Origin of the sequence: Streptosporangium sp. CA-135522 (genome assembly GCF_050949235.1) — a bacterium.
Taxonomy (GTDB): domain Bacteria; phylum Actinomycetota; class Actinomycetes; order Streptosporangiales; family Streptosporangiaceae; genus Streptosporangium.
Map to the genome: position 1 here is coordinate 8865195 of NZ_CP192026.1, position 23495 is coordinate 8888689.

General features: G+C 70.7%; 22 protein-coding genes. 9 read left to right on the plus strand and 13 right to left on the minus strand.

Annotation, left to right across the window (positions count from 1 at the left end):
* Positions 1 to 25 precede the first annotated feature (25 nt).
* Genes ACQPYK_RS41660 through ACQPYK_RS41680 form a run of 5 tightly spaced genes read right to left on the minus strand, consistent with a single transcriptional unit; the run spans position 26 to position 5325 of the window.
* Positions 26 to 436, minus strand: a complete 411-nt coding sequence (locus ACQPYK_RS41660; RefSeq protein ID WP_433244458.1) for a MaoC/PaaZ C-terminal domain-containing protein — start codon at positions 434 to 436, stop codon at positions 26 to 28.
* On the minus strand, positions 436 to 1395 hold the full coding sequence (locus ACQPYK_RS41665) for a bifunctional MaoC family dehydratase N-terminal/OB-fold nucleic acid binding domain-containing protein (RefSeq protein ID WP_433244461.1): 960 nt from the start codon (positions 1393 to 1395) through the stop codon (positions 436 to 438). Before ACQPYK_RS41665 ends, ACQPYK_RS41660 begins: the two co-directional genes overlap by 1 nt.
* The gene (locus ACQPYK_RS41670) at positions 1392 to 2546 is read right to left on the minus strand and encodes an acyl-CoA dehydrogenase family protein (RefSeq protein ID WP_433244464.1); all 1155 of its coding nucleotides are present in this window, start codon (positions 2544 to 2546) and stop codon (positions 1392 to 1394) included. The genes ACQPYK_RS41665 and ACQPYK_RS41670 overlap by 4 nt, the downstream gene beginning before the upstream one ends.
* Positions 2546 to 3631 carry an acyl-CoA dehydrogenase family protein gene (locus ACQPYK_RS41675; protein WP_433244467.1) on the minus strand — a complete coding sequence of 362 codons (1086 nt, stop codon included), beginning with the start codon at positions 3629 to 3631 and terminating at the stop codon, positions 2546 to 2548. Before ACQPYK_RS41675 ends, ACQPYK_RS41670 begins: the two co-directional genes overlap by 1 nt.
* The gene (locus ACQPYK_RS41680; protein ID WP_433244470.1) at positions 3631 to 5325 is read right to left on the minus strand and encodes an AMP-binding protein; all 1695 of its coding nucleotides are present in this window, start codon (positions 5323 to 5325) and stop codon (positions 3631 to 3633) included. The genes ACQPYK_RS41675 and ACQPYK_RS41680 overlap by 1 nt, the downstream gene beginning before the upstream one ends.
* A 191-nt stretch (positions 5326 to 5516) precedes the next feature.
* On the opposite strand from ACQPYK_RS41680, the gene ACQPYK_RS41685 reads away from it, so the two are divergent.
* The 5 genes from ACQPYK_RS41685 (at position 5517) to ACQPYK_RS41705 (ending at position 10346) form a co-directional block, all read left to right on the plus strand.
* Positions 5517 to 6236 carry a TetR family transcriptional regulator gene (locus ACQPYK_RS41685; RefSeq protein ID WP_433244473.1) on the plus strand — a complete coding sequence of 240 codons (720 nt, stop codon included), beginning with the start codon at positions 5517 to 5519 and terminating at the stop codon, positions 6234 to 6236.
* A gap of 107 nt (positions 6237 to 6343) precedes the next feature.
* Positions 6344 to 7501, plus strand: coding sequence for a steroid 3-ketoacyl-CoA thiolase (locus ACQPYK_RS41690; RefSeq protein ID WP_433244476.1), 1158 nt, complete (start codon positions 6344 to 6346; stop codon positions 7499 to 7501).
* 18 nt (positions 7502 to 7519) lie between these two features.
* Positions 7520 to 8539: an MBL fold metallo-hydrolase gene (locus tag ACQPYK_RS41695; protein WP_433244479.1), complete on the plus strand. Its 1020-nt coding sequence runs from the start codon at positions 7520 to 7522 to the stop codon at positions 8537 to 8539.
* A gap of 37 nt (positions 8540 to 8576) precedes the next feature.
* Positions 8577 to 9251 carry a FadR/GntR family transcriptional regulator gene (locus ACQPYK_RS41700; protein WP_433244482.1) on the plus strand — a complete coding sequence of 225 codons (675 nt, stop codon included), beginning with the start codon at positions 8577 to 8579 and terminating at the stop codon, positions 9249 to 9251.
* A 75-nt stretch (positions 9252 to 9326) separates the two neighbouring features.
* Complete coding sequence (locus tag ACQPYK_RS41705; protein WP_433244485.1) at positions 9327 to 10346, plus strand: Lrp/AsnC family transcriptional regulator; 1020 nt, start codon at positions 9327 to 9329, stop codon at positions 10344 to 10346.
* A 100-nt stretch (positions 10347 to 10446) separates the two neighbouring features.
* On the opposite strand, the gene ACQPYK_RS41710 is transcribed toward ACQPYK_RS41705, so the two are convergent.
* A complete protein-coding gene (locus tag ACQPYK_RS41710) occupies positions 10447 to 10869 on the minus strand; it encodes an ester cyclase (RefSeq protein WP_433244488.1) in 423 nt (140 codons plus the stop codon).
* Between the two features lie 77 nt (positions 10870 to 10946).
* Between ACQPYK_RS41710 and ACQPYK_RS41715 the strand changes: the two genes are divergently transcribed.
* Positions 10947 to 11582, plus strand: coding sequence for a TetR/AcrR family transcriptional regulator C-terminal domain-containing protein (locus ACQPYK_RS41715; RefSeq protein ID WP_433244491.1), 636 nt, complete (start codon positions 10947 to 10949; stop codon positions 11580 to 11582).
* Between the two features lie 66 nt (positions 11583 to 11648).
* Positions 11649 to 12119 carry a MarR family winged helix-turn-helix transcriptional regulator gene (locus tag ACQPYK_RS41720; protein ID WP_433244494.1) on the plus strand — a complete coding sequence of 157 codons (471 nt, stop codon included), beginning with the start codon at positions 11649 to 11651 and terminating at the stop codon, positions 12117 to 12119.
* A 211-nt stretch (positions 12120 to 12330) separates the two neighbouring features.
* Here the strand turns inward: ACQPYK_RS41720 and ACQPYK_RS41725 are convergent, their stop codons facing one another.
* From ACQPYK_RS41725 to ACQPYK_RS41755, 7 genes are all read right to left on the minus strand, one after another.
* On the minus strand, positions 12331 to 13296 hold the full coding sequence (locus ACQPYK_RS41725) for an aldo/keto reductase (protein WP_433244497.1): 966 nt from the start codon (positions 13294 to 13296) through the stop codon (positions 12331 to 12333).
* Positions 13297 to 13395: 99 nt separating this feature from the next.
* Positions 13396 to 14406 carry an ABC transporter permease gene (locus ACQPYK_RS41730; protein ID WP_433244500.1) on the minus strand — a complete coding sequence of 337 codons (1011 nt, stop codon included), beginning with the start codon at positions 14404 to 14406 and terminating at the stop codon, positions 13396 to 13398.
* Positions 14406 to 15899: a sugar ABC transporter ATP-binding protein gene (locus tag ACQPYK_RS41735; RefSeq protein ID WP_433244503.1), complete on the minus strand. Its 1494-nt coding sequence runs from the start codon at positions 15897 to 15899 to the stop codon at positions 14406 to 14408. Before ACQPYK_RS41735 ends, ACQPYK_RS41730 begins: the two co-directional genes overlap by 1 nt.
* Positions 15899 to 16954: a sugar ABC transporter substrate-binding protein gene (locus ACQPYK_RS41740; protein WP_433244506.1), complete on the minus strand. Its 1056-nt coding sequence runs from the start codon at positions 16952 to 16954 to the stop codon at positions 15899 to 15901. Before ACQPYK_RS41740 ends, ACQPYK_RS41735 begins: the two co-directional genes overlap by 1 nt.
* Positions 16955 to 17019: 65 nt before the next feature.
* A complete protein-coding gene (locus ACQPYK_RS41745; protein WP_433244509.1) occupies positions 17020 to 17766 on the minus strand; it encodes an SDR family NAD(P)-dependent oxidoreductase in 747 nt (248 codons plus the stop codon).
* Positions 17759 to 19054, minus strand: coding sequence for an L-fuconate dehydratase (locus ACQPYK_RS41750; protein WP_433244512.1), 1296 nt, complete (start codon positions 19052 to 19054; stop codon positions 17759 to 17761). Before ACQPYK_RS41750 ends, ACQPYK_RS41745 begins: the two co-directional genes overlap by 8 nt.
* Complete coding sequence (locus tag ACQPYK_RS41755; protein ID WP_433244515.1) at positions 19051 to 19896, minus strand: fumarylacetoacetate hydrolase family protein; 846 nt, start codon at positions 19894 to 19896, stop codon at positions 19051 to 19053. The genes ACQPYK_RS41750 and ACQPYK_RS41755 overlap by 4 nt, the downstream gene beginning before the upstream one ends.
* Positions 19897 to 19936: 40 nt before the next feature.
* Between ACQPYK_RS41755 and ACQPYK_RS41760 the strand changes: the two genes are divergently transcribed.
* Both ACQPYK_RS41760 and ACQPYK_RS41765 read left to right on the plus strand, forming a co-directional pair.
* Complete coding sequence (locus tag ACQPYK_RS41760) at positions 19937 to 20197, plus strand: hypothetical protein (RefSeq protein WP_433244518.1); 261 nt, start codon at positions 19937 to 19939, stop codon at positions 20195 to 20197.
* Positions 20198 to 20228: 31 nt separating this feature from the next.
* Positions 20229 to 23285, plus strand: coding sequence for a glycoside hydrolase family 95 protein (locus ACQPYK_RS41765; RefSeq protein ID WP_433244521.1), 3057 nt, complete (start codon positions 20229 to 20231; stop codon positions 23283 to 23285).
* The last annotated feature ends 210 nt before the right edge of the window (positions 23286 to 23495 follow it).

Consider the following 23495-nt stretch of genomic DNA (forward strand, 5'->3'; position numbering starts at 1 on the left):
GCTGGCGGAGTCTGCGGGGCCGCGTTCAGCGATCGGGGAGGGCGAACCGGACGGTGCCGGAGGCGTGGTCGCCGAGGCTGACCTTGCCCCGGACCTCGACGGTGAACTCGCCGTCGTCGCAGGCGACGACGGTGCCGGTGAAGGACAGCGTGTCACCCGCGTAGGCGGGGACGCCGAGCTTGACGTTGATGCCGCGGATCAGCGCCTCGGGGCCCGCCCAGTCGGTGACGTAGCGTTCGACGAGGCCCATCGTGGTCAGGATATTGAGGAAGATGTCCTTCGAGCCCTGTGCCCGGGCGCCTTCGACGTCGTGGTGGACCGGGGTGAAGTCCATCGTCGCCAGCGCCGTCGAGACGATCGTGGTGGGGCTCAGCTCGATCAGGAGATCGGGGAGGACGGATCCGACCTCGACCTCGTCTTCGGTAAGTGTCCGCATCACGACTCCCGGGGGACCCACATCGGCAGGATCAGCTCGTCGTCCATCTGGCGATACGTCACACGCAACGGCATACCGATACCCACTTCTCCAGACAAGCAGTCCACGACATTGCCCACGATCCGTACACCTTCCGGCAACTGCACCACAGCAACCACAAAGGGAGTGTTCAGCCCCGGAACCGGAGGGTTGTGGTGCACGACATAGCTGTAGATCTCGCCCTCACCGCCCGCCACGACGTGCGTCCGCTCGACCGAACGGCACGACGGGCAGACCGGGCCCGGGGGGTGCCGGAGCTCGCCGCAGTCAGCGCATTTCTGGATCCGGAGCTCGCCCTTGGCGACACCCTCCCAGAAGAACGCGGTGTCCCTGTTGATCGCGGGCTTCAGCGGATACGGCTCGCGGGCCTCGGGCTTGGTTTTCCGCTCCCTGGGGCGAAATTTCAGTACCCGGAAGAGCATGCGGGCCACGGGTTCGTCCCCCGCGTACCACGTGACGTTCCACGTGACGAAGTAGCCCTCGCCGAGCGCCGTCCTCTTCGGCCCGGAGAGGTCGGTGAACCGGGTGGCGGGGACCAGCCTTTCACCGAGCCGCAGGTAGCGGTGGTAGGTCTGCTCGCAGTTGGTGGCCACCACCCCGGTGTAGCCGTTGTCGTCCAGCGCCCTGAGCACGTCGTCGACCGGGGTGCTCACCTGCTTGCCGCCCCGGTTCACACCGGGCATGTTCCATACCTGGATCATCGCCGGGGGCGCCACGATCTCCCCGTGCACGCTGCCCGCCGCGATCTCCGCGTCGGTGTAGACGGGGTTGGCGTCCCCCATGGCGTCGGCCCAGTGCCGGATCATCGGGAGGTTGACCGGATCCGCCGCGGCGACGCCCCGGACCTCGCCGGCCGCGATCTGCCGCTCGGCCAGGGCCATGAGCCGGTCGTGAAGGGCGGGTTCCGTCGTGGTGGTCATCGGGGCGGCCTCGGCAGGCTCAGGCCGAGCATGGCGATCAGCTCACGCTGGACCTCGTTGACACCGCCGCCGAAGGTGAGCACGATCGCGCCCTTGACGCCGTGGTCGAGGCGCTCGGCGAAGTCGGCCGTCTCCGGGTCGGCCGGGTCGCCGAAGCGGGCCAGCACGTCACCGACGATCCTGCCGACCTCCTGCATCCGCTCCGAGCCGTAGATCTTCGTCGCCGAGGCGTCGGGAGCGCCCAGCCAGCCCAGGTCCATGTTGGCCGCGACCTGCCAGTTCAGCAGTTCGTTGGTCCGCAGGCAGGCGTAGACCCGGCCGAGCGCGCGCCGCACGGCGGGCTCCTCGACCAGGCCGGTGCGCCGCGCCCAGCGCAGGAAGCGGTCGTAGGTGTGGGCGATGTTGCCCGCCGGGCCGAGCGTGACCCGCTCGTGGTTGAGCTGGTTGACGATCAGGTCCCAGCCCTTGTTCTCCTCCCCGACCACCATGTCCACCGCGACGCGCACGTCGGCGTAGTAGGTGGAGTTGGTGTGGTGGCGCCCGTCCATGGTCGTGATGGGGGTCCACGAGAAACCGGGGTCGGCGCAGTCGACGATCATCATCGTGATGCCGCGGTGCTTCTTGGCCTCCGGGTCGGTGCGGGCGGCCAGCCAGACGTACTGGGAGTAGTGCGCGCCCGAGGTGAAGATCTTCTGGCCGTTGACGACGTAGTGGTCGCCGTCGCGGACCGCGGTGGTCCGCAGGGACGCCAGGTCGGTGCCGGCCTCGGGCTCGCTGTAGCCGATCGCGAAATGGCACTCCCCGGCCAGGATGCGCGGCAGGAAGAACTCCTTCTGCGCCGCCGTGCCGTACTGCATGAGGGTCGGTCCGACGGTCTGCACCGTGATGATCGGATAGGGCACCTCCGCGCGGGCGATCTCGTTGGCGAAGATCTGCTGTTCCAGCGGGCCGTATCCGCCGCCGCCGTACTCCTTCGGCCAGCCCAGCCCGAGCTTGCGGTCACGGCCGAGGTTTCGGCAGTGCTCCATGTAGGCGTGGCCGAACGGGTCGGCGGAGATCTTCTTACGGTCCTCGGCGGTCAGGCAGCCCCGGAAGTACTCGCGTAACTCGTCGCGGAGTCTCTTCTGCCCGGGGGTCAGGTCGATCAGCATCAGACGAGCGCTCCGATCGTGTCGAGCCGGGCCTCCACGCCGCCCAGCAGGTGGGCGTGGTGCTTTCCCCAGGCGAAGTAGCGGTGCAGCGGGTAGGTCACGTCCAGGCCGATCCCGCCGTGCAGGTGCTGGCAGGTGTAGAGCGCCTGGAGCGCCGAGTCCGTCACGGTGAGGGCTCCGACGGCCAGGTCGGTCTCGGCCTCCTCGGCCGAACCCTCGGCCAGCCGCCACACCCCGGACCACATGGCCACGTCCAGCGCCCGTCCGGCGATGTAGACGTCGGCGATCTGCACGGTCACCGCCTGGAACTCGGCCAGTGCCCGGTCGAACTGCCTGCGTGTCCTGATGTACTCCGTGGTCAGCGCCAGCGCCCCGGCCAGCACTCCGGAGGAGACGGCGACGATCCCGGCCAGCGCCAGCCGCCGCAGCCCGTCGAACGCCTCGCCGTCCTGCGCGCCGACCGGCTCGCCCGGGGTCCCGTCCAGCGTGAGCGTGGCGGCGGGCTCGCCGGTGGAGGTGGGCTCCGCCCGTACGGCCGCCGCCGCCGGGTCGACCAGGAACAGGCCGACGCCGCCGTCGGTGGCGGCGGGGACGAGGACCGCCGACGCCTCGGCCGCGTAGGACACCGTGCTCTTGCGCCCGTCCAGCACCCACCCCGCGCCCTGCCTTCGGGCGGTCGTGGCGGGGACGGCGCCGAGGTCGCGGCCGGGCTCGCGCGGCGCGGAGGTCAGCACGAGATCGCCCTCGGCCATCGGGGCCAGTGCCTCACGCTGCTCGCGGGAGCCGTACCGGGCGATGACCAGCGCCGCGACCAGGCTCTGCTGGACGGGGACCGGTGCCACGTGCGCGCCGATCTCCCGCAGGACGACCGCCAGCCCGACCGGCCCGAGCCCGGCTCCGCCCGCCTCCTCCGGCAGGCAGGCGCCCAGCAGACCGGCCCGGGCGAGGGAGCGCCACAGCTTCGCGTCGTACGGCGCGCCGCTCGCCTCGTGTGCTTCGAGCCTGCCTGAGGTCACCTCGCGGCCGAGCAGTTCGGCCGCGAGGCCGCGCAGGTCACTCTGCGTCTCGTCGAGATTGAAGTCCACTAGCGCTCCAGGGGGTGTCGCCGGCCGTGCCGGGCGAACTCGTCGTCGATCTCGGTGATGTCGTCGGGGGTCAGCGGCCGCCATCGCCGCTGTCCCGGGGGGCGCCACCAGACGGGGTCGCCGGTGTGCCATGCCTCGGCGGCGAGGACCCGCTTGACGACCTTGTTCGAGGCGGTCTGCGGCAGCTCCTCGCTCACCCGGACGTATCGGGGCACCGCCTTCGGGCCGAGGTCCTTCCGGCCGGCCAGGAAGTCCGCGAAAGCCGCCTGGTCGAAGTCGCCCTCCAGCACCAGGGCCGCCATGACCTGGTCTCCCGCCGCCGCGTCGGGCACCGGGTAGACGGCGGCCTCGATCACGCCGGGGAACTCCCGGACGACCGCCTCGATCGGCGCGACCGCCAGGTTCTCCCCGTCGACGCGGAGCCGCTCGGTGCCCCGGCCCGCGAAGAACACATGGCCCCCGGCGTCGGCGTAGGCCAGGTCGCCCGACCAGAACGCACCCTCCCGGATCCGCTCACGGTCGGCCTCGGGGTCGTTGTAGTAGCCGTCGAACAGGCCCTGTCCCTCGGTGTTGACCAGTTCCCCGATCGCCTCGTCCGCGTTGAGCAGCCTCCCGTCCTCGATGACCGCGGGCGGGCACCGGCGCCCGCTGAGGGGGTCGCGGATCTCGACCCCGGCGGGCAGCCTGCCCAGGCAGCCGGGCGGCCCGCCGGGATCGGGGGTGATCGCTATCGCCGTCTCGGTGGAACCGAACGCGTCGATGACACTGCAGCCGAACCTCCGCCCGAAGCGCTGGACCGCGGTGGCGCTCCCCTCGTTGCCGAAGGCGATCCTGAGCGTGTTGTCCGCGTCGCCGGGCTCCGGCGGGGTGGACAGGACATAGGAGAGCGCCTTGCCAACGTAGTGCAGGTAGGTGACGCCGTACCGCCTGACGTCGGGTATCAGTCCCGACGCGGAGAACTTCCGCCGGAGCACCAGCGCGGCCCCCGACGCCACCGCCGGCGCGTACGCCGCCATGACGGCCCCGGAGTGGAACAGCGGCATCGAGCAGTAGACGACGTCCCGCGGCGAGAGCATCGCGGCCAGGCTGAGGCCGGGAACGGCGATCTTCCGCTGCGTGACCCGGACCGCCCGGGGCCGGCCCGACGTTCCGGAGGTGAAGATCAACATGACCAACCCGTCGGCGTCCGCCCGCGCGGGAGGGGGGACCGCGTCGCGGAGCCGGCCGGGACCGAGGGACTCACCGGATTCACCCGATCCATCGAGCTCACCGGGCTCACCGGGCTCACCGGATTCACCGGATTCACCGGGCTCACCGCGGCCACGGGCGTCGCGGAGCTCGCGGAGCTCGGTGATCTCGGCGGCGAGCTCCGCGTACGCGGGGTCGCAGGCGATGAGGTCCACGTGGGTCGCGTCCGCGTCCCGGGCGAGCTCGGCGGGGCTCCTGGTCGTGTTCAGCGCGACCAGCACGTGGCCGGACAGGGCGGCCCCGCCCAGCAGGAAGAGCAGCTCGGGAACGTTGTCGAAGAGCGCCCCCACGTGCACGACCCGGCCCCGGGCGTCCATCCGGGCGCCCCTGACCCGGCATTCGGCGACGTATTCGCGCCAGCTCCACACCCGGTCCTCGAAGAGCAGCCCGGGCCGGTCGTCCTCGGCGCGCCGCTCCAGCAGCTCCGCCAACGTCTCCCCGGACACTACGCCTCCCAGCGATGATGCTCAGGCCAGCCGCTCCGAAAACTAGAACAGATTCTATTATTTGTCCATAGGCGGCCCGTAGCAATAAGTCACGGCATGTCGCCCTAACGCATATGCCATGCACGAACGGGGCATCTTTGTGACCGGTGAGTAACCAATCGGAGTATCCGGAAATCAGATAACGTGTTCTCATGCGTACCCCGCATGTGACCATCGAGGCACCGGTCGCCTCGCGCCTCCCCGGTCCGCCGGCCCCGAGCGTCGCCGCACCGGCCAAGACCAAGGGGGCACCCGACGTGCAGAGCGAATCGGCGTCCGTCGGCGTCCGCACGAGAAGCCAGCACCAGCGGCGCAAGCGCATCGTCCAGGCCGCCGCCGCCCTCGCCTCGCGCGGCGGCGTGGAGGCCATGCAGATGCGCACCGTCGCCGAGCGCGCCGGAGTCGCCCTCGGCACCCTCTACCGCTACTTCCCCTCCAAGATGGATCTGGTCGTCGCCGTCGTCGGCGAGGAGATCGACCTGCTGGAGAGCAGCATCGAGCGCCGGCCGCCCAACGCCGCCACGGCTTCGGGCCGGGCCGTCGACGTCCTGATGCGCGCCACCCGGGGCCTGATGCGCGAACCGGAGCTCGCCGACGCGCTCATCCGCTCACTGATCATGGCCGAGGTGGACACCCCGTTCGGGGACCGCATGGCGGGCCTGCTGCTGCGCGTCGCCGGAGAGGACCTCACCGTGGAGACCGCCAGCGAGGAGCAGTTCGCCCTGGCCGGCTCGCTGGCCAGCGTCTGGGTGCACGAGCTGCTGGAGATGCTGCGCGGCCGTCGCACGTACGAGCAGATCCAGCGTCGCATCGAGATCGCCGCCACCCGCCTGCTCGCCGATTTGCAACCTCCTCCTTCCACCCGAAACTAGAACGCGTTACAGTCGCAGTCGGAAGACGACCAGAGCGACGTTCTAGAACGACGCGCCGAGAGACCGGCTCGCGACGCCGGCTCCGAGCCGCCGGGCGAGGGGATCGTATGGGTGCAGTGATCGTCGAGGCCGTGAGAACCCCGATCGGCAGGCGCAACGGCCTGCTGGCGGGGCTTAAGCCGCAGGCGGTGCTCGCCGCGGCGCTGAACGGCCTGGTGGACAGGGCCGGGATCGACCCGGCGATCGTGAGCCAGGTCTTCACCGGATGCGTCACCCAGGCCGGCGAGCAGGGCGGTCACGTCGGACGGCACGCGTGGCTCTACGCCGGCCTGCCGTACCAGACGGGCGTGACCACGATCGACGCCCAGTGCGGCTCCTCCCAGCAGGCCGTGCACCTGGTCGCGGCCCTGATCCACTCGGGCGTCATCGACGTCGGCATCGCCTGCGGCGTCGAGGTGATGAGCCGCGCGCCGCTGGGCAGCAACGTGCTGCCGGCCAAGCCCCGGCCCGACGACTGGGCGGTGGACCTGCCCGACCAGTTCACCGCCGCCGAGCGGATCGCCCGGCGGCGCGGGCTGACCCGGGAGGGGCTCGACCTCTTCGGCGCCCGGTCCCAGCAGCTGGCCGCCGAGGCGTGGGCCGAGGGCCGGTTCGACCGGGAGATCGTCAAGGTGACCGCGCCGGTGCTCGGCGAGGACGGGTTGCCGACCGGCGAGAGCCGGGTCGTCGACCGGGATCAGGGACTGCGCGAGACGACCGTCGAGGGGCTGGCCCGGCTCAAGCCGGTGATGGGCGACATCGGCCTGCACACCGCGGGCACCGCCTCCCAGATCTCCGACGGCGCGGCGGCGGTGCTGCTGATGAGCGAGGAGGCCGCCGCCCGGTACGGCCTGCGTCCCCGGGCCCGCATCCTCGCCCAGACGCTCGTGGGCGCCGAACCGTACTACCACCTGGACGGGCCGGTGGACGCGACCGCCAAGGTCCTGTCCACCACGGGCATGACCGTCGCGGACATCGACCGGTTCGAGGTGAACGAGGCGTTCGCCTCGGTCGTCCTCTCCTGGGCGTCGGTGCACGAGCCGGACATGGACCGGGTCAACACGGGCGGCGGCGCCATCGCGCTCGGCCATCCGGTCGGCGCGACCGGCTCTCGTCTGATCACCACCGCCCTGCACGAGTTGGAGAGGTCGGACTCGTCCACCGCGTTGGTGTCGATGTGCGCGGGCGGGGCTCTCGCCACGGCGACCGTCCTCGAACGACTTTAGAAGCGAGGAGCACCACCTTTGAAATCCCGCCGCAGGCCGTACAGCGAACAGCGCCCGATCGACACCGGCGGCGGGGTGTGGAGCGTGCCGGTCCCCATCCCCGGCAACCCGCTCGGCTACACACTGGTCTACGCGATCGAGTCCCCCGCCGGACCGGTGCTGGTCGACGCGGGCTGGAACCATCCGGAGGCCTGGCAGGCGCTGCGGGACGGGCTGGCCGCCGCCGGCATCGACGTCCGCGAGGTCAGGGGGGTGGTGGTCACCCACTTCCATCCCGACCACGCCGGACTGGCCGGACGGGTGCGAGAGGAGTCCGGAGCCTGGATCGCCATGCACGAGGCCGACCTCGCGCTGGTCAAGCTCATCCGCGACGCCGGGGACGGCGTGCACCGCGCCTTCCAGGCCGACATGCTGCGCCGGGCGGGGGCGGGCGTGGTCGAGGTGGAGGAGGTGACGGCGGAGCAGCCGCGGCCACCGGCGCTGCCCGACCTGGCGCTCCGCGACGGCGACCTGATCGACCTGCCCGGGCGCAGGCTCCGCACGGTCTGGACTCCCGGCCACACCCCGGGCCACGTGTGCCTGCACCTGGAGGACGCCGGCCGGCTCTTCACCGGGGACCACGTGCTGCCGGCCATCACCCCGCACATCGGCGTCTACCCCTACGACCGTACCGACGTGGACCCTCTCGGCGACTTCCTGGAGTCGCTGGAGAAGGTCGCGGATCTGGGCGAGCTCGAAGCCCTTCCCGCCCATGAATGGATATTTCAAGATACGGCGGCTCGGGTGACGGAGATCCGCACGCACCACGAGGACAGGCTCGTACGGCTCGCGGCCCTGCTGGCCGAGGCCGGAGAGCCTCTCACCATCTGGGAGACCGCCGGCCGGATGACCTGGAACCGCCCGTGGGAGGAGCTCCCGGCGGTCCTGCGGGGCATGGCCGCCGGGGAGGCGGCGGCCCACCTGCGCACTCTTGAGGTCCGAGGAGTGGTCCGCCGCACTCCGGGGATGGATCCGGTCCGCTTCGCCCTACACTCGTAGACATCCGATGTCTGAGGGACCCCGAGGATGGTGAAGCGTGGCGGTCACCGACGCCGCTATCGACAAGATCAAGCAGATGATCCTATCGGGCGAGCTCGCTCCCGGGAGCAGGCTGCCGAAGGAGGCGGACCTGGCCGAGCGGCTCGGCCTGTCGCGCAACTCCCTGCGCGAGGCCGTGCGCGCGCTGGCTCTGATCAACGTGCTGGACGTGCGCCAGGGTGACGGCACCTACGTGACCAGCCTTGAGCCCCGCCTGCTGCTGGATGCGATGTCGTTCGTGGTGGACTTCCACCAGGACGACACCGTGCTGCAGTTCTTCCAGGTCCGGCGGATCCTCGAACCGGCGGCGACGGCGATGGCCGCGACGCGGATGACCGAGCCCGAGGTCGACGGGCTGCGCAGGATCCTCGCCCAGCTGCCCGCCGACCCGAGCGTGGAGCAGCTCGTCGCCAACGATCTGGAGTTCCACCAGCACATCGCGGCGGGATCGGGCAACGCGGTGCTGTGTTCTCTCATAGAGAGCCTGTCGGGCCCCACCACCAGAGCCCGGATCTGGCGGGGCCTGACCCAGGAGAACGCCCTGGAGAAGACCCGCGAGCAGCACGCCGCGATCTGCGACGCCATCGCCGCCCGGCAGCCGGAGGTCGCCCGCGCCTGGGCGACGGTCCACATCGCCGGGGTCGAGGATTGGCTCCGCAGCGCGCTCGCCTGAACGATCATTCTTCAGGAAAGATCATAAAGTCGTACCCTTGGGGCGGACCGACCCAGCGACGACGAGGATGACCCCATGCAGCCACTCGACGGAGCCGATCTGAGGGTGGTAGCCGCCCTGCAGGTGAACGGGCGGGCCACCTGGGATCGGATCGGCCGGGTACTGGACGAACCGACCCGCAACGTGGCACGGCGGGCGACCCGGCTGATGGAGTCGGGTGTGCTGTCGGTGGCCGGGCTGGTCGACGATCGGCGGCTGGGATCGGCCGTGCTCCGGCTACGCTGCCGCCCCGGCTCGGTGATCGACGCCGGGACGGCCCTCGCCGAGCTGCCGCAGACCCGGTTCGTCACGCTGGTCTCGGGCTCGGTGGACTGTACGGCGGAGCTCTCCGTGGCCGACGACGCGCTGGTGGACCTGCTCTTCCGGAACATCCCGGCGATCGACGGGGTGCTGGAGAGCACCGCCTATCCGGCGCTGAAATACTTCAGCACTCCCCTGGACTGGTATCTCGGCGTGCTCACCCCGCAGGAGGCCGAGGGGCTGCGCGAGCGGTGGACCCCGCCGCCGGGGCGCTTCCAGCGCATGAGCGAGGTGCCCTCCGCCGAGGACGAGCGGATCATCGCGGCGGTGGTCACCGACGGCCGGGCCACCCACGCCGAGGTCGCGGCGGCTGCGGAGATCAGCGAGTCGACGGCCCGCCGCCGCCTGGACTCCCTGCTCCGGCGGGGCATCCTGCGCATCCGCGCCGAAATCGAGCCCGCCTACCTGGGGCTGCCCACCGAAGCCGTGCTCTGGCTGCGGGTGGCCGACAGCGAGGTGGAGTCCGTGGGCGCCGCGCTCGCCGCCCGGCCCGAGGTCAGGTGCGCCGTAGCCGTGGCCGGCGACCACCAGCTGGTGGCGCAGGTCGCCCTGCCCGGCCGGCCTGAGCTGTACGAGTTCCTGCGGGAGATCGGCGGCCTGCGGGGCATGCGGGCCATCGAGACGACCGTGATGCTCCGCCCGCTCAAGCGCGGTTTCATGATCAAGCGAGACGGTCGGGTGGAGCGCTGGGCCGGGCCGACCAGCGGTCCCGGCGCCCCCGCCGGAGCCGCGTGACGGGCCGCCGGCCGTACGGCGAAGGGCCGTGACGGGTCGCCGGCCGTACGGCTGAGAGCGACTATGGGGCGCCGGCCGTACGGCGGAGGATCACGGTCGATCAGTCGATCTCGGGCCACTCCCAGCCGAGTTGCAGGAACATGCCCAGCCGGTCGCTGACCGCCCGAATCTCGGAGATCTTGCCGTCCACCAGCGTGAACAGGAAGATCGCCTCATTCTCGAAACCCCGGTTCACCGGCCGGGGCATGCGGGGATGGGTCCCGGTGTGTTCACCGGACATGGTGACGCGCGCCACCACGCGGTCGCCCTCGGCGATCAGCTCCTCGACGCGAACGTGAAGCGGGTCGAACGCGGCCAGCTGCTGCCGGATGCCGTCGAACGCGGCGCCGGGCTCGTCGGCCTCACCATGAATGATCTTGTTGTGATCGACGACGTCGGCCGCCATGTAGGCGACGAGATCCTCGGGCCTGCGCTCGCTGATCGCATTGAAGAACCCCCACACGACATCCTTACCGGCGTTCATGTCCCACCTTTCTTACAGCGTAAGATTCCGTCTGCGGCTATGATTTCTCTTACGCCGTAAGAAAGTCAAGGGGTGGCATGACGAAGAAGATGTCCCGAGAGCGGGTGCTGGACGCGGCGCTGGAGCTGGTGGACCAGGTGGGCGCCGGAGGCCTGTCCATGCGGAAGCTGGGAGCAGCGCTCGGCGTGGAGGCGATGACGCTCTACTACTACGTGCCCAACAAGGACGCCGTCCTCGACGGTCTGGTCGAGCGGGTCGCGACCCACGCGTTCACGGTCGTCCCCCAGGCCGGCTGGCAGCACCTGCTGCGCGACTTCGCCGTCTCGTTCAGGCGGGAGCTGCTGCGACACCCCGGGGTGCTGCACCTGGTGGCCACCCGGCCGGTGGCCACGCTCCAGGGGCTGCGCACGCTGGAAGCCGGCCTGGCGGTGCTGCGGGCGTCGGGCTTCGGCCTGCGGGAGGCGTGTCACGCCATGAACGCGGTCGCGACGTTCACGACCGGCCACTGCCTGGCCGAGATCGACCCTCCCGGCGGCACCCCGCCCCGGGTCCCCGAGACGGAGCCGGAGGAGCTGCCCAATCTCACCGAGGCGGTCAGGGCCGGTCTCGGCACCCCGCAGGACCACCAGGCTCGCTTCGACTTCGCCCTGGACGCCCTCATCGCGGGACTGGCGGCAACGGCCGCCCCACCCCTCTGTCCGCGTAGCGGATGACAAGCATCGGGCGGTCCCCTAAGTTGGACAACACAGTTGTCAATAAAGCGAACTGGGTTGCCTACCGTGTCAAATGATCCACCGGGCTTCGAGCTGCCGCTGCGGTTGCTCCTCGGCTTCCGCGTCATCATCGACGAGCTCCATGCCCAGCTCGCCCGCCAGGGGCATCCCGACCTGCGGCCGATGCACGGGTTCGTCTTCCAGGCGATCGGCGTCGACGGCACGACCGCCGCCGAGCTCGGCCGCAGGCTGGGGGTCTCCAAGCAGGCGGCGGGCAAGACCATCGACTCGCTCGAACGTCTGGGCTACGTGGAGCGCGGCTCCGATCCCCGTGACGCACGGCGCAAGGTCGTACGGCTCACCGAGCGCGGCGTCGACTCCCTCGTGCAGTCGGCACGCGTCTTCGACGAGCTGCGGGCCCGCTGGGCCGAGACGCTCGGTGAGGAGCGGCTGCGCGCGATGGAGGCCGACCTGCGCAAGGTCACGCCGCCGGACTTCTTCCGCCTCGACATCCCCGGCTGGTTCGGCGGCTACTGACCGCCGCCCGCACCCGTCGCCGAGCGGACTCGGGCGCAGGCCGGCTCAGGCGCAGCCGGCTCGGGCACTGGTCGGCTCGGGCACGGGCCGACTCAGGCACGGGCCGACTCAGGCACGGACCCGCTCAGGCGCGGGCCGACTCAGACACGGACCCGCTCAGGCGCGGGCCGACTCAGACGCGGACCCGCTCAGGCGCGGGCTGACTCGGCCATCAACCGGGGATCAGCCCCTCGGCCGCGAGGTCGGCCCACAGATCGCCGGGGATGGGCCGGGCGACCAGGGCGGCGTTGCGGGCGACCTCGCCGGCGGATCTGGCGCCGACGACCACCGACGCGACCGCCGGATGACGCAGCGGGAAGGCCAGCGCCGCCTGGGGCAGGGTGACGCCGTGACGCTCGCACACCGCCGCGATGCGGCGGGCACGGGCGAGCAGCGGCTCGGGGGCCGGGGCGTAGTCGTAGGTGCCCGACGGGTCGTGGGTGGCCAGCAGGCCGCTGTTGAACACCCCGGCGGCGAGCACCGAGACCCCCCGCTCCCGGCAGAGCGGCAGCAGTTCCTCGGCCCCCGACTGATCGACGAGCGTGTAGCGACCGGCGAGCATGACCATGTCGACATCGGTCTCGCGGACGAACCGGGCGAGCATCCCCGCCTGGTTCATGCCGACCCCGACGGCTTTGACGACTCCCTGGTCACGCAGCTCGGCCAGGGCCGGATAGGCCTGCGAGACGGCCTGCTCCCAGTGGTCGTCCGGGTCGTGGATCAGCACGATGTCGACCGTGTCGAGACCGAGCCGCGCCAGGCTCTCCTCCAGCGACCGTCGTACCCCGTCGCGCGAGAAGTCCCACACCCGGCGCAGGTCGGCCGGGACGTCGAACCCCTGGTCGTCCCGGCCGGTGGAACCCCGCGCGCCGGAGGCCCCGCCGTCCGCGTCGGACGGCACCAGCAGACGGCCGACCTTGGTGGACAGGGTGTAGGAGGCGCGGGGCCGGCCGGCCAGAGCGGCGCCGAGCCGCCGCTCCGACAGGCCGAGCCCGTAGTGGGGCGCGGTGTCGAAGAGGCGGAAGCCGGCGTCGTAGGCGGCGTCCACCGCCGCCGCGGCCTCGGCATCGCTCACGGCGGTGAACAGGTTGCCGATCGGGGCCGCGCCGAAGCCGTACTCGCTCAAGGGGAGGTTCATGGCAGTCAGTCTCGCGCCTCGCCGTCGTCACTCATGGAGGGGGTCACGGTGGTCAATCCTGCGCCTCGCCGTCGTCACTCGCGGAGGGGGTCACGGTGGTCAATCCTGCGCCTTGCCGCCGGCGAGGCGGCTGATCATCAGGGCGATGAGGATGATCGAGCCGTAGACGAGCTGCTTCCACTCGCCGGGAACGCCCTTCAGCGTCAGGATGTTCTCGACGAGGCCGATCACCAGGACACCGGTGAGGGCGCCGAGGATCGTGCCCTTGCCGCCGTCCATGCTCACCCCGCCGATGACCGCGGCGGCGAAGGCCATGAAGATCCAGCCGACGCCCTGGTTGGCGCTGATGCCGCCCAGGCGGCCGGTCTCCAGCACTCCGGCGAGCGCGGCGATCACGCCGCCGATCACGAAGACGGTCCAGAGGACCCGCTCGACCCGGATGCCCGCGGCGCGGGCGGCGTCGGCGTTGCCGCCGATGGCGTACAGCGAGCGACCGGCCCGGAAGTAGCCGAGCGCGGCGATGGCCGCGGCGAACAGCGCACCGGTGATCCAGATGGCCGCCGGCACGCCCAGCCAGCTGGCGCTGCCGAGGTAGAGGAACGACTCCGGCAGCGCGAACAGGCTCTTGCCCTGCGTGAGGCCGAGCTGGAGGCCGTGGACGACGATCATCATGGCCAGCGTGACGATGAAGGCCGAGAGCTGGAACCGCATGATCAGGAAGCCGTTGAAGGCGCCCACCAGCCCGCCGATCAGCAGGCAGAGCGGGATCGCCAGAATTCCGGGCAGCTCCAGCCCGAACCCGCCTGCCGCCACCGGGATGACCAGCATCACGCCGACGGCGGGGGCCATGCCGACCGTGGACTCCAGCGACAGGTCGAACTTGCCGGCGATGAGGATCAGCGACTCGGCGAGCACCACCAGTGCCAGGGCCGACTGTTGCTGCAGGACGTTGGTCAGGTTTCCCGGGGTGAGGAAGACCGGGTCCACGAACGACCCGGCGATCAGCAGCACGACGATCACCGGGACCAGGGTGAGGTCCCGGAAGCGCCCGAGCCGGATCCGCCGCCCCTGGGGAACGGCCGGCGCGCTGGGAATCTTTGTAGTGGTCATCAGTGATCGATACCTTCCATCGCCGCCACCAGTTCGGTGTCGGTCCAGCCGCGCGGCACGTCCTTCACGACCCTGCCGTGGAACATGACCAGAACCCGGTCGCAGATCCGCAGGTCGTCGAGCTCGTCGGAGACCAGTACGGTTCCGGTCCCCCGGGCGGCCGCGTCCTCCACGGCGCCCAGGAGCGAGTGTTTGGCCTTGACGTCCACCCCGGCGGTCGGGTTGATGACCACGAGCGCCCGGGGGTCGTCGGCGAGCGCCCTGGCCAGCACGACCTTCTGGGCGTTGCCGCCGGACAGGTCGGCCACCGGCTGATCGGGACCGGTCGTCTTGATGTCCAGTTCGGCGATCATCCGGTCGCCTCGCGCGCGCCGGCGCGCCGGAGAGATCACGCCGTACCGGCCGAGCTTGCCCGCGATCGGGATCGTGGCGTTCTCCGCGATCGACAGCAGCGGGACGAAGCCCTCCCGGTGCCGGTCCTGGGGGACGAACCCGAGTCCGGCGGCGAGCACCGAGGGCACGTCCCCCGGCTTGACCGTGACGCCGTTGACGGCCACCGTGCCGGTGTCGGCCCTGCGCAGGCCCACCAGGGTCTCGGCCAGGCCGACCTTGCCGCTGCTGCCGGAGCCGGCCAGGCCGACGATCTCCCCGGACCGGATGGTCAGGTCCACGTTCTCGTAGCGGCCGTCGATGCCGAGTCCCCGGGCGGCGAGGACGACGGGGGCCGAGGAGTCCACCGTACGGGAGCGGTATTCGTAGGCGGCGGTGGCCTCGCCGGTCATCGCGTCGACCAGCTGGGCGTGCGGGAGGTCGCCCACCGTGGTGGTGACGATGTGCCGGGCGTCGCGGAAGACCGAGACGCTCTGGCAGATCTCGTAGACCTCGTCCAGGTGGTGCGAGATGAACATCATCGTCACGCCCTGCTCGCGCAGCGCGCGCATCCGCTCGAAGAGCCGCTGGATGGCCGGGCCGTCGAGCTGCGCGGTGGGCTCGTCCAGGATGATGAACCGGGCGCCGAACGACAACGCCCTGGCGATCTCCAGGAGCTGCCGCTGCTCGACGCCGAGATCTCCGGCGAGGCTGTCGGCGTCCACGTCCACGCCGTACTGCTCCAGGAGCTGCCTGGCCCGCGTGCGCAGGGTGCGCCATCTGATCGCGCCCCGGTCCGTCTGGCGGTTCAGGAACAGGTTCTCCGCGACGGTCAGCGCGGGAATGATCGTCGACTTCTGGTAGACGCAGGCGACGCGCTGCCGCCAGGCGTCCCGGTCGGCCAGCGGCGGCGCGAGCTCGCCGCCGAAGCGGACCTCGCCCTCGTCGGGCCGCTGCAGCCCGGTCAGGATCGACACCAGCGTCGACTTGCCCGCGCCGTTCCTGCCGACCAGCGCGTGCGTCTCCCCCTCGGTGATGGCGATTTCGGCACCGTTGAGCGCGGTGGTCGGGCCGAAGCGCTTGGTGATACCAAGCGCTTCAACCGCTTTAACGGAAGATGTCATCACTTGACCTGGTTGCCCCAGAGGTTCTTGTCGTCCACATTCTCCTTGGTCACCAGCGGGGCGGGAAGCTGGTCCTCAAGGCCGTTCGGCAGCTGGATGATCGTGCTGTCGTGGTCGGTCGGGCCGGGCTGGAAGGTCTTGCCGTCGACCGCCGCCTTGGCGTAGAAGAGCGCGTACTTGGCGTACAGGTCGGCCGGCTGGGAGATCGTGGCGTCGATCTCCCCCTTGCGGATGGCGTCGAACTCCTGCGGGATGCCGTCGTTGGAGATCACGAAGACGTGCTTGGGGTCCTCCGGCGGCGTGATCAGGCCCTTGGCCTTGAGCACCTGCAGGGTCGGGGCCAGGTGGACGCCGCCGGCGTGCATGTAGACGCCCTTGACGTCCGGGTGCTGCTGGAGCCGCGTCTGCAGCATCGAGGCGGCCTTGGTGCCGTCCCACTCGGTCGGCTCCTCGAAGACGGTGATCCCGGGGAACTTCTCCTTCATGCACGCGCCGAACGCCTCGGCCCGGTCCCGGCCGTTGATCGACGACAGCGCGCCCATGAGCTCGACGATCTTGCCCTTGCCGCCCAGCTTCTCGCCGAGGAACTCGCACGCCTTGGTGCCGTAGGCCTTGTTGTCGGCCCGCACGACCATGAAGACCTTGCCCTTGTCCGGGCGGGTGTCCACCGAGACCACCGGGATGTTCTTGCTCTCCAGGGTCTGCAACGTGGAGGCGATCGCGCCGGTGTCCTGCGGGGCCATGACGATCGCCTTGGCTCCCTGGCCCATCATCGCCTGGGTGTTGGCGACCAGCTTGGCCACGTCGTTCTGGGAGTTGGTCGGCGGCATCAGATCGACGCCCAGCTCACCGGCGAGCTGGGGGACGTATTTGTTGTAGGAGTTCCAGAAGTCGGAGTCGGCGCGCGGGAAGTCGATCCCGACCTTGCCGCCCTTGGCCCCGGCGTCGGCGGCGGGCTGGGCGCTACCGCCGGTGCTCGCCGACGAGCCGCACGCCGAGGTGGTGAAGACGAGCGCGAGCAGCGCCGCACCCGTTGCCGCAGTTCCGAGTTTCATATCGTTGCCTCGATTCGAACCCATGTGGGGGGTGAACTTATTGCTGAGCGATGTGTCACGTCGCGCTACTTCGCGGGCCGCAGTCTGAGTCCCTGCATACCTCCGTCGACCGCCAGGACCGTGCCGGTGGTGGCGGCCGCGAGCGGGCTCGCGAGGTAGGCGATCGCGGCCGCCACCTCCCGCGCGCTCACCAGGCGGCCCATCGGCTGGCGTCCCTCCAGGGCCGCCCGCTCGGCCACCGGGTCGGCCGCCGCGCCGAGCAGGCGCTGCACCCAGGGGGTGTCCGCGGTGCCCGGGTTGACGCAGTTGACGCGGATGCCCTCGCGGACGTGGTCGGCGGCCATGGCCAGGGTGAGCGACTGGATGGCGCCCTTGGAGGCGCTGTAGAGCGCCCGCTGCGGCAGACCCGCCGTGGCGGCGATCGAGCAGGTGTTGACGATCGCCGCGCTCGCCGACCGGCGCAGGTACGGCAGGGCCGCCCGGGTCACCCGGACGATACCGAGGACGTTGACGTCCAGGACCCTGGACCACTCCTCGTAGGGGTTGTCCTCGATCGTGCCGGCCGCGCCGATCCCGGCGTTGTTCACCAGGATGTCGATGCCGCCCATCCGCTCGGCCGCCTGGGCGATCGCCGTACGGACCGCGGCCTCGTCGGTGACGTCCGCCTTGACCGGGACGAACGGCTCGGCGGGCGGGTTGATGTCCAGGCAGGCCACCGCCGCCCCGCGCTCGGCGAGCAAGGTGGCCGTGGCCAGGCCGATGCCGGAGCCGCCGCCGGTGACCAGAGCGCGCAGGCCGTCGAACTCAGCCATTGAGGGACCTCCAGACCGGGCCGTCGGGATAGGTGTGGTCGGTGATCGACCGGGGATGCATGGCGGCGCCGAAGCCGGGCCGGCTCGGCGCGACGTAGGCGCCGTTCTTGATGACCACGGGGTCGGCGAAGTGCTCGTGGAGGTGATCGACGTATTCGATCACCCGGTTCTCCATCGAGCCGCTGACCGCGACGTAGTCGAACATCGACAGGTGCTGGACCAGCTCGCACAGGCCGACCCCGCCCGCGTGCGGGCAGACCGGGACGCCGAACCTGGCGGCGAGCAGCAGGATCGCGATGTTCTCGTTGACGCCCGCGACACGGGCCGCGTCGATCTGCAGGTAGGAGATGGCGTCGGCCTGCAGGAGCTGCTTGAAGATCATGCGGTTCTGCACGTGTTCGCCGGTGGCGACCGGGATCGGCGCGATGCCCCGGGCGATGGCGGCGTGGCCGAGCACGTCGTCGGGGCTGGTCGGCTCCTCCACCCAGTGCGGCCGGAACTCCGCCAGGGCGTTGACCCAGGCGATGGCCGACTCCACGTCCCAGCGCTGGTTGGCGTCGACGGCGATGGGGAAGTCGTCGCCGCAGGTGTCGCGCGCGATGCGCATCCGCCGCCGGTCGTCCTCCAGGTCGGCGCCGACCTTCAGCTTGATCTGGGTGAAGCCGTCGGCCATCGCCTCCTTGCACAGACGGCGCAGCTTGTCGTCGCTGTAGCCGAGCCAGCCGGGCGAGGTGGTGTAGGCGGGGTAGCCGTGCTCGCGCAGATACGCGATCCGCTCCCGGCGGCCCGGCTCGGCGGCCCGCAGGATGTCCAGCGCCTTCTGCGGGGTGAGCGCGTCGCTGATGTAGCGGAAGTCCACCAGCGCGACGAGCTCCTCGGGCGACATCTCGGCGAGCAGCAGCCACAGCGGTTTGCCCTCCCGCCGGGCCTTCAGGTCCCACAGCGCGTTGACCACGGCGGAGATCGCCATGTGCATGACGCCCTTCTCCGGGCCGAGCCAGCGCAGCTGGGAGTCGTGGACCATGTCCTTCCAGAGCGCGCCCAGGTCCTCGACGTCCTTGCCGAGCACGTACGGCTCCAGCGCCTTGATCGCGGCGGTCTGCACCTCGTTGCCCCGGCCGATGGTGAAGGCGAAGCCGTGGCCCTCGAACCCGTCGTCGGTCCGGAGCACCAGGTAGGCGGCCGAGTAGTCCGGGTCGGGGTTCATCGCGTCGGAGCCGTCGAGCTCCAGCGAGGTGGGGAAACGGATGTCGTAGGTCTCCAGAGCGGTGATGCGGTAGGCGCTCATGCCTGCCCCACCGTCTGGCGCTGGCGGCCCAGGCCGTCGATCTCCAGCTCCATGACCTGCCCCGCGCGCAGGTACGGCGTGCCCGGCAGGCCGAGCGCGACGCCGGCGGGAGTGCCGGTGTTGATCACGTCGCCGGGCTCCAGGACCATGAACCGGCTGAGGTAGCGGACGACCTCGGCGACATGGAAGATCATGTTCTTGGTGTCGCCGTTCTGGCGCTGCTCGCCGTCCACCCACAGCCGCAGTCCCAGGGCCTGCGGGTCGGCGATCTCGTCGGCCGTGACCAGCCAGGGGCCGAGCGGATTGAACGTCTCGCAGGACTTGCCCTTGTCCCACTGGCCGCCGCGCTCCAGCTGGAACTCTCGCTCGGAGACGTCGTTGGAGATCGCGTAGCCCGCGACCGCTGCGAGGGCCTCCTGCCGGGACTCCGCGTAGCGGACGGTCCGGCCGATGACGACGGCCAGCTCGACCTCCCAGTCGGTCTTCACGCTGTCCTTGGGGATCAGAACCTCGTCGTAGGGTCCGACGACCGTGTTGGGGGCCTTCATGAAGATGATCGGCTCGGCCGGGATCGGCGCGTTCGTCTCCTCCGCGTGGTCGCGGTAGTTGAGCCCGATGCAGACGATCTTCCCCGGCCTGGCGATCGGCGCGCCGATCCGCAGCCCCCCGGCCTCCAGCACGGGCAGTTCGTCCCGCTCCAGCGCCTCGCGGACGCGCGCCACTCCCCCGGAAGCGAAGAAAGGTCCGTCGATCTCGGGTTCCGAGATTTCGCGGAGGTTACCGGCCCCGTCCATGACGGCCGGTCGCTCCTGGCCGACGGGTCCAACTCGCAGCAGCTTCACACCGCACCCTTCAGTCATACATCGGATGTCTTGTCTGGCGATGCTGAATGATGCCGAACCCGCATGTCAACCCCTCATCGAGGGATACATCCGATCCGTTATAGAGGAGAAACCGCAGATGGCACGCTTTATCGGCGTTTCCTCCCTCGGCTACCGCGACCAGTCATCGGACTTACTCGGGCGGATGGGCGCGACACTCACCCACTCCGCCTTCCGCCCCAGCGCGATTCCGATGATCGATTATCTTCAAACATCGGAGGATGATCCTTGTTACACCGGAGTTTCGGTGCTATCTCCTTGAAATAGGTCGACCCTGTGATCGGAGGATTCCGTTGTCCCACCCCCCAAGACGACGACTCGGCATCACCCTGCTGGCCACACTCGCCATCACCACCAGCCTCTACGGCCAGCCCACGGCCCAGGCGGAGGCAGAGAGAAAGGCGGCGGCCGTACAGACACCCGATGATTTGACGCTCTGGTACGACAAGCCCGCCACCAGCTGGGAGACCCAGGCGTTGCCGATCGGCAACGGCGCGCTGGGCGCCATGGTGTTCGGCGGGATCGCGAGCGAGCAGATCCAGTTCAACGAGAAGACGTTGTGGACCGGTGGCCCCGGTTCCAGCGGCTACGACTTCGGCAACTGGACCAGCCCCCGGCCGAACGCGATCGCCGAGGTCCAGGCGCAGATCGACCGGGACGGCAGGATGTCCCCCTCGGCGGTGGCGGCCAAGCTCGGCCAGCCCAAGAGCGGGTTCGGGGCCTACCAGACCTTCGGCGACCTCTGGCTGGACGTGCCGAACGCCCCGACCACGCCCACCGGCTACCGGCGGGAGCTGAGCCTGCGCGAGGCGGTCGCCCGGGTCGGCTACACCGCCGACGGCGTGACCTACTCCCGCGAGTACTTCGCCAGCCACCCCGGCGGCGTCATCGTCGGGCGGCTCTCCGCCAGCCAGGCGGGCAAGGTCTCCTTCACACTGCGGACCTCCTCACCCCGCTCGGACAAGCAGGTCTCGGTCGCGAACGGCCGGCTGACGGTCCGCGGGACGCTCGCGGACAACGGCATGAGGTTCGAGTCGCAGATCCAGGTGGTCATCCAGGGCGGCAGCCGTACCGACGGGACCGACCGGGTCACCGTCACCGGCGCCGACAGCGCGATGTTCGTGCTCTCGGCCGGCACCGACTACGCCGGGACCTACCCCGCCTACCGGGGCCCCGACCCGCACGCCAAGGTGACCGCCGCCGTCGACGCCGCCGCGACCAGGAGCTTCGACCGGCTCAAGGCCGACCACCAGGGCGACTACCGCAAGCTGTTCGACCGGGTGAAGCTGGACATCGGCCAGCGGGTCCCGGCGATCCCGACCGACCGGCTCCGCGCGGCCTACACCAGCGGCGCCTCGGCCGACGACCGGGCTCTGGAGGCGATGTTCTTCGCCTACGGCCGCTACCTGCTCATCTCCTCCTCGCGTGACGAGGCGCTGCCGGCCAACCTGCAGGGGGTGTGGAACAACTCGACCAGCCCGCCCTGGTCGGCCGACTACCACGTCAACATCAACCTGCAGATGAACTACTGGCTCGCCGAGCAGACCAACCTCGCCGAGACGACCGTCGCCTACGACCGCTACGTCAAGGCCATGGTCGCGCCCGGCAGGAGGACCGCGCAGGAGATGTTCGGCTCGCGGGGCTGGCTGGTGCACAACGAGACCAACCCGTTCGGATTCACCGGCGTGCACGACTGGGCCACCGCGTTCTGGTTCCCCGAGGCCGCGGCGTGGGTGACCCAGCAGATGTACGACCACTACCGCTTCAGCGGCGACATCGCCTACCTGCGGGACACCGCCTATCCGGTGATGAAGGGCGCGGCCGAGTTCTGGCTGGGCAACCTGCACCTCGACCCGCGGGACGGCAAGCTCGTGGCCTCCCCGAGTTACTCCCCCGAGCAGGGGGACTTCTCCGCCGGCGCCTCGATGTCCCAGCAGATCGTCTTCGACGTGCTGACCAGCAGCCTGGAGGCCGCCAGGAAACTGAACGTCGACTCCGCCTTCCAGTCCGAGGTGTCGGCCGCGCTGGCCAAGCTGGACCGGGGCATCCGGGTGGGCTCCTGGGGACAGTTGCAGGAGTGGAAGAGCGACTGGGACGACCGTACCAACACCCATCGGCACGTCTCGCACCTGTTCGCGCTGCATCCCGGCCGGCAGATCGTGGCGGGCACGCCGGAGGCCGCGGCGGCCAAGGTCTCGCTCACCGCGCGCGGTGACGGCGGCACCGGCTGGAGCAAGGCCTGGAAGATCAACTTCTGGGCCCGGCTGCTGGACGGCGACCACTCCCACAAGATGCTCAGCGAGCAGCTCAAGTCCTCCACGCTGGACAACCTCTGGGACACCCACCCCCCGTTCCAGATCGACGGCAACTTCGGCGCCACCTCCGGCGTCGCCGAGATGCTGTTGCAGAGCCAGCACGACACGATCCACGTGCTGCCCGCGCTGCCGTCGGCCTGGCCGACCGGCTCGGTCACCGGCCTGCGCGCCCGGGGTGACGTCACCGTGGACGCCTCCTGGCGCGACGGCGCGGGCGAGCGGATCGTCCTGCGTCCCGGGAAGACCGGGACCGTCAAGGTCCGCTCGGCTCTGATCGCGGGCCGCTACCGGGTCCAGGACGAGACGGGCGCAACGGTCACCCCGAGCCGTGACGGTGAGACGCTCACGTGGAACGCCCAGGCGGGCAAGACCTACACGATCGCCGCCGACGGCCCCGTCCCGCCCTGCGCGGCGGCCCCGGCGGACCGTCCGGTCGTCGCCTGGGACCCGACATCGGGTACGGCGGTCGCCGACGCCTCCGGCAGCGGGCGCAACGCGACCGTCTCCGGCAACGCGGCCTACGACGCCTCGGCGCCGACCGGCAGCGGACTGGTCCTCGCCGGCTCCACCTACCTGACCACCGCGAACACGACGCTCGGCTTCCTGCGGGAGGCCACCTTCGCCGCCGAGGTCAAGGTCGCCGGTAGCGGTTATCGCAGGCTCTTCGACTTCCAGCCCTCGGGGAACCCCGGCACCGACGGCGTCATCGTCGACATCACCCCGGCCGGCAAGCTGCGCTTCATCGGCGCCGGGCTCAACGTGACCACCGACGCCACCGTCCCGACCGGCCGATACGTCGATCTCGTGGTCACGATGGACCGCACCGGCGCGATCTCCGTCTACGCGGACCGCGCCCGGATCGGTGGCGGCACCACGACGGCCGGCGGCATCAACGGCTGCGCCTCCCGGCCGCTGCGCTTCGCCGCCGACCAGGGCGGCGGCCAGCGCCTGACCGGAGCCGTCGACCGGATGGCCATCCTGCCCAGGGCGCTGACCGCGATGGAGGTGGGCACCTGGCGCGACCTCGCCTTCTGATCCCCCGCCGGCCCGGGACGGCCTGGAGCCTTCCGATCCCCTGCCGGCCCGGGACGGCCTGGAGCCTTCTGATCCCCTGCCGGAACGGCCGGCCCGGGGCCTTCTGATCCCCTGCCGGAACGGCCGGCCCGGGGCCTTCCGATCCCCTGCCGGCCCGGGACGGCCCGGGGCCTTCCGATCCCCTGCCGGCCCGGGACGGCCCGGGGCCTT

Bases quoted from the DNA above. Each gene is read 5' to 3' on its own strand.
- ACQPYK_RS41660 (WP_433244458.1), bottom strand. From the start codon at position 436: ATGCGGACACTTACCGAAGACGAGGTCGAGGTCGGATCCGTCCTCCCC.
- ACQPYK_RS41665 (WP_433244461.1), bottom strand. From the start codon at position 1,395: ATGACCACCACGACGGAACCCGCCCTTCACGACCGGCTCATGGCCCTG.
- ACQPYK_RS41670 (WP_433244464.1), bottom strand. From the start codon at position 2,546: ATGCTGATCGACCTGACCCCCGGGCAGAAGAGACTCCGCGACGAGTTA.
- ACQPYK_RS41685 (WP_433244473.1), top strand. From the start codon at position 5,517: ATGCGTACCCCGCATGTGACCATCGAGGCACCGGTCGCCTCGCGCCTC.
- ACQPYK_RS41690 (WP_433244476.1), top strand. From the start codon at position 6,344: ATGGGTGCAGTGATCGTCGAGGCCGTGAGAACCCCGATCGGCAGGCGC.
- ACQPYK_RS41705 (WP_433244485.1), top strand. From the start codon at position 9,327: ATGCAGCCACTCGACGGAGCCGATCTGAGGGTGGTAGCCGCCCTGCAG.
- ACQPYK_RS41710 (WP_433244488.1), bottom strand. From the start codon at position 10,869: ATGAACGCCGGTAAGGATGTCGTGTGGGGGTTCTTCAATGCGATCAGC.
- ACQPYK_RS41715 (WP_433244491.1), top strand. From the start codon at position 10,947: ATGACGAAGAAGATGTCCCGAGAGCGGGTGCTGGACGCGGCGCTGGAG.
- ACQPYK_RS41725 (WP_433244497.1), bottom strand. From the start codon at position 13,296: ATGAACCTCCCCTTGAGCGAGTACGGCTTCGGCGCGGCCCCGATCGGC.
- ACQPYK_RS41730 (WP_433244500.1), bottom strand. From the start codon at position 14,406: ATGACCACTACAAAGATTCCCAGCGCGCCGGCCGTTCCCCAGGGGCGG.
- ACQPYK_RS41735 (WP_433244503.1), bottom strand. From the start codon at position 15,899: ATGACATCTTCCGTTAAAGCGGTTGAAGCGCTTGGTATCACCAAGCGC.
- ACQPYK_RS41740 (WP_433244506.1), bottom strand. From the start codon at position 16,954: ATGAAACTCGGAACTGCGGCAACGGGTGCGGCGCTGCTCGCGCTCGTC.
- ACQPYK_RS41745 (WP_433244509.1), bottom strand. From the start codon at position 17,766: ATGGCTGAGTTCGACGGCCTGCGCGCTCTGGTCACCGGCGGCGGCTCC.
- ACQPYK_RS41750 (WP_433244512.1), bottom strand. From the start codon at position 19,054: ATGAGCGCCTACCGCATCACCGCTCTGGAGACCTACGACATCCGTTTC.
- ACQPYK_RS41760 (WP_433244518.1), top strand. From the start codon at position 19,937: ATGCTGAATGATGCCGAACCCGCATGTCAACCCCTCATCGAGGGATAC.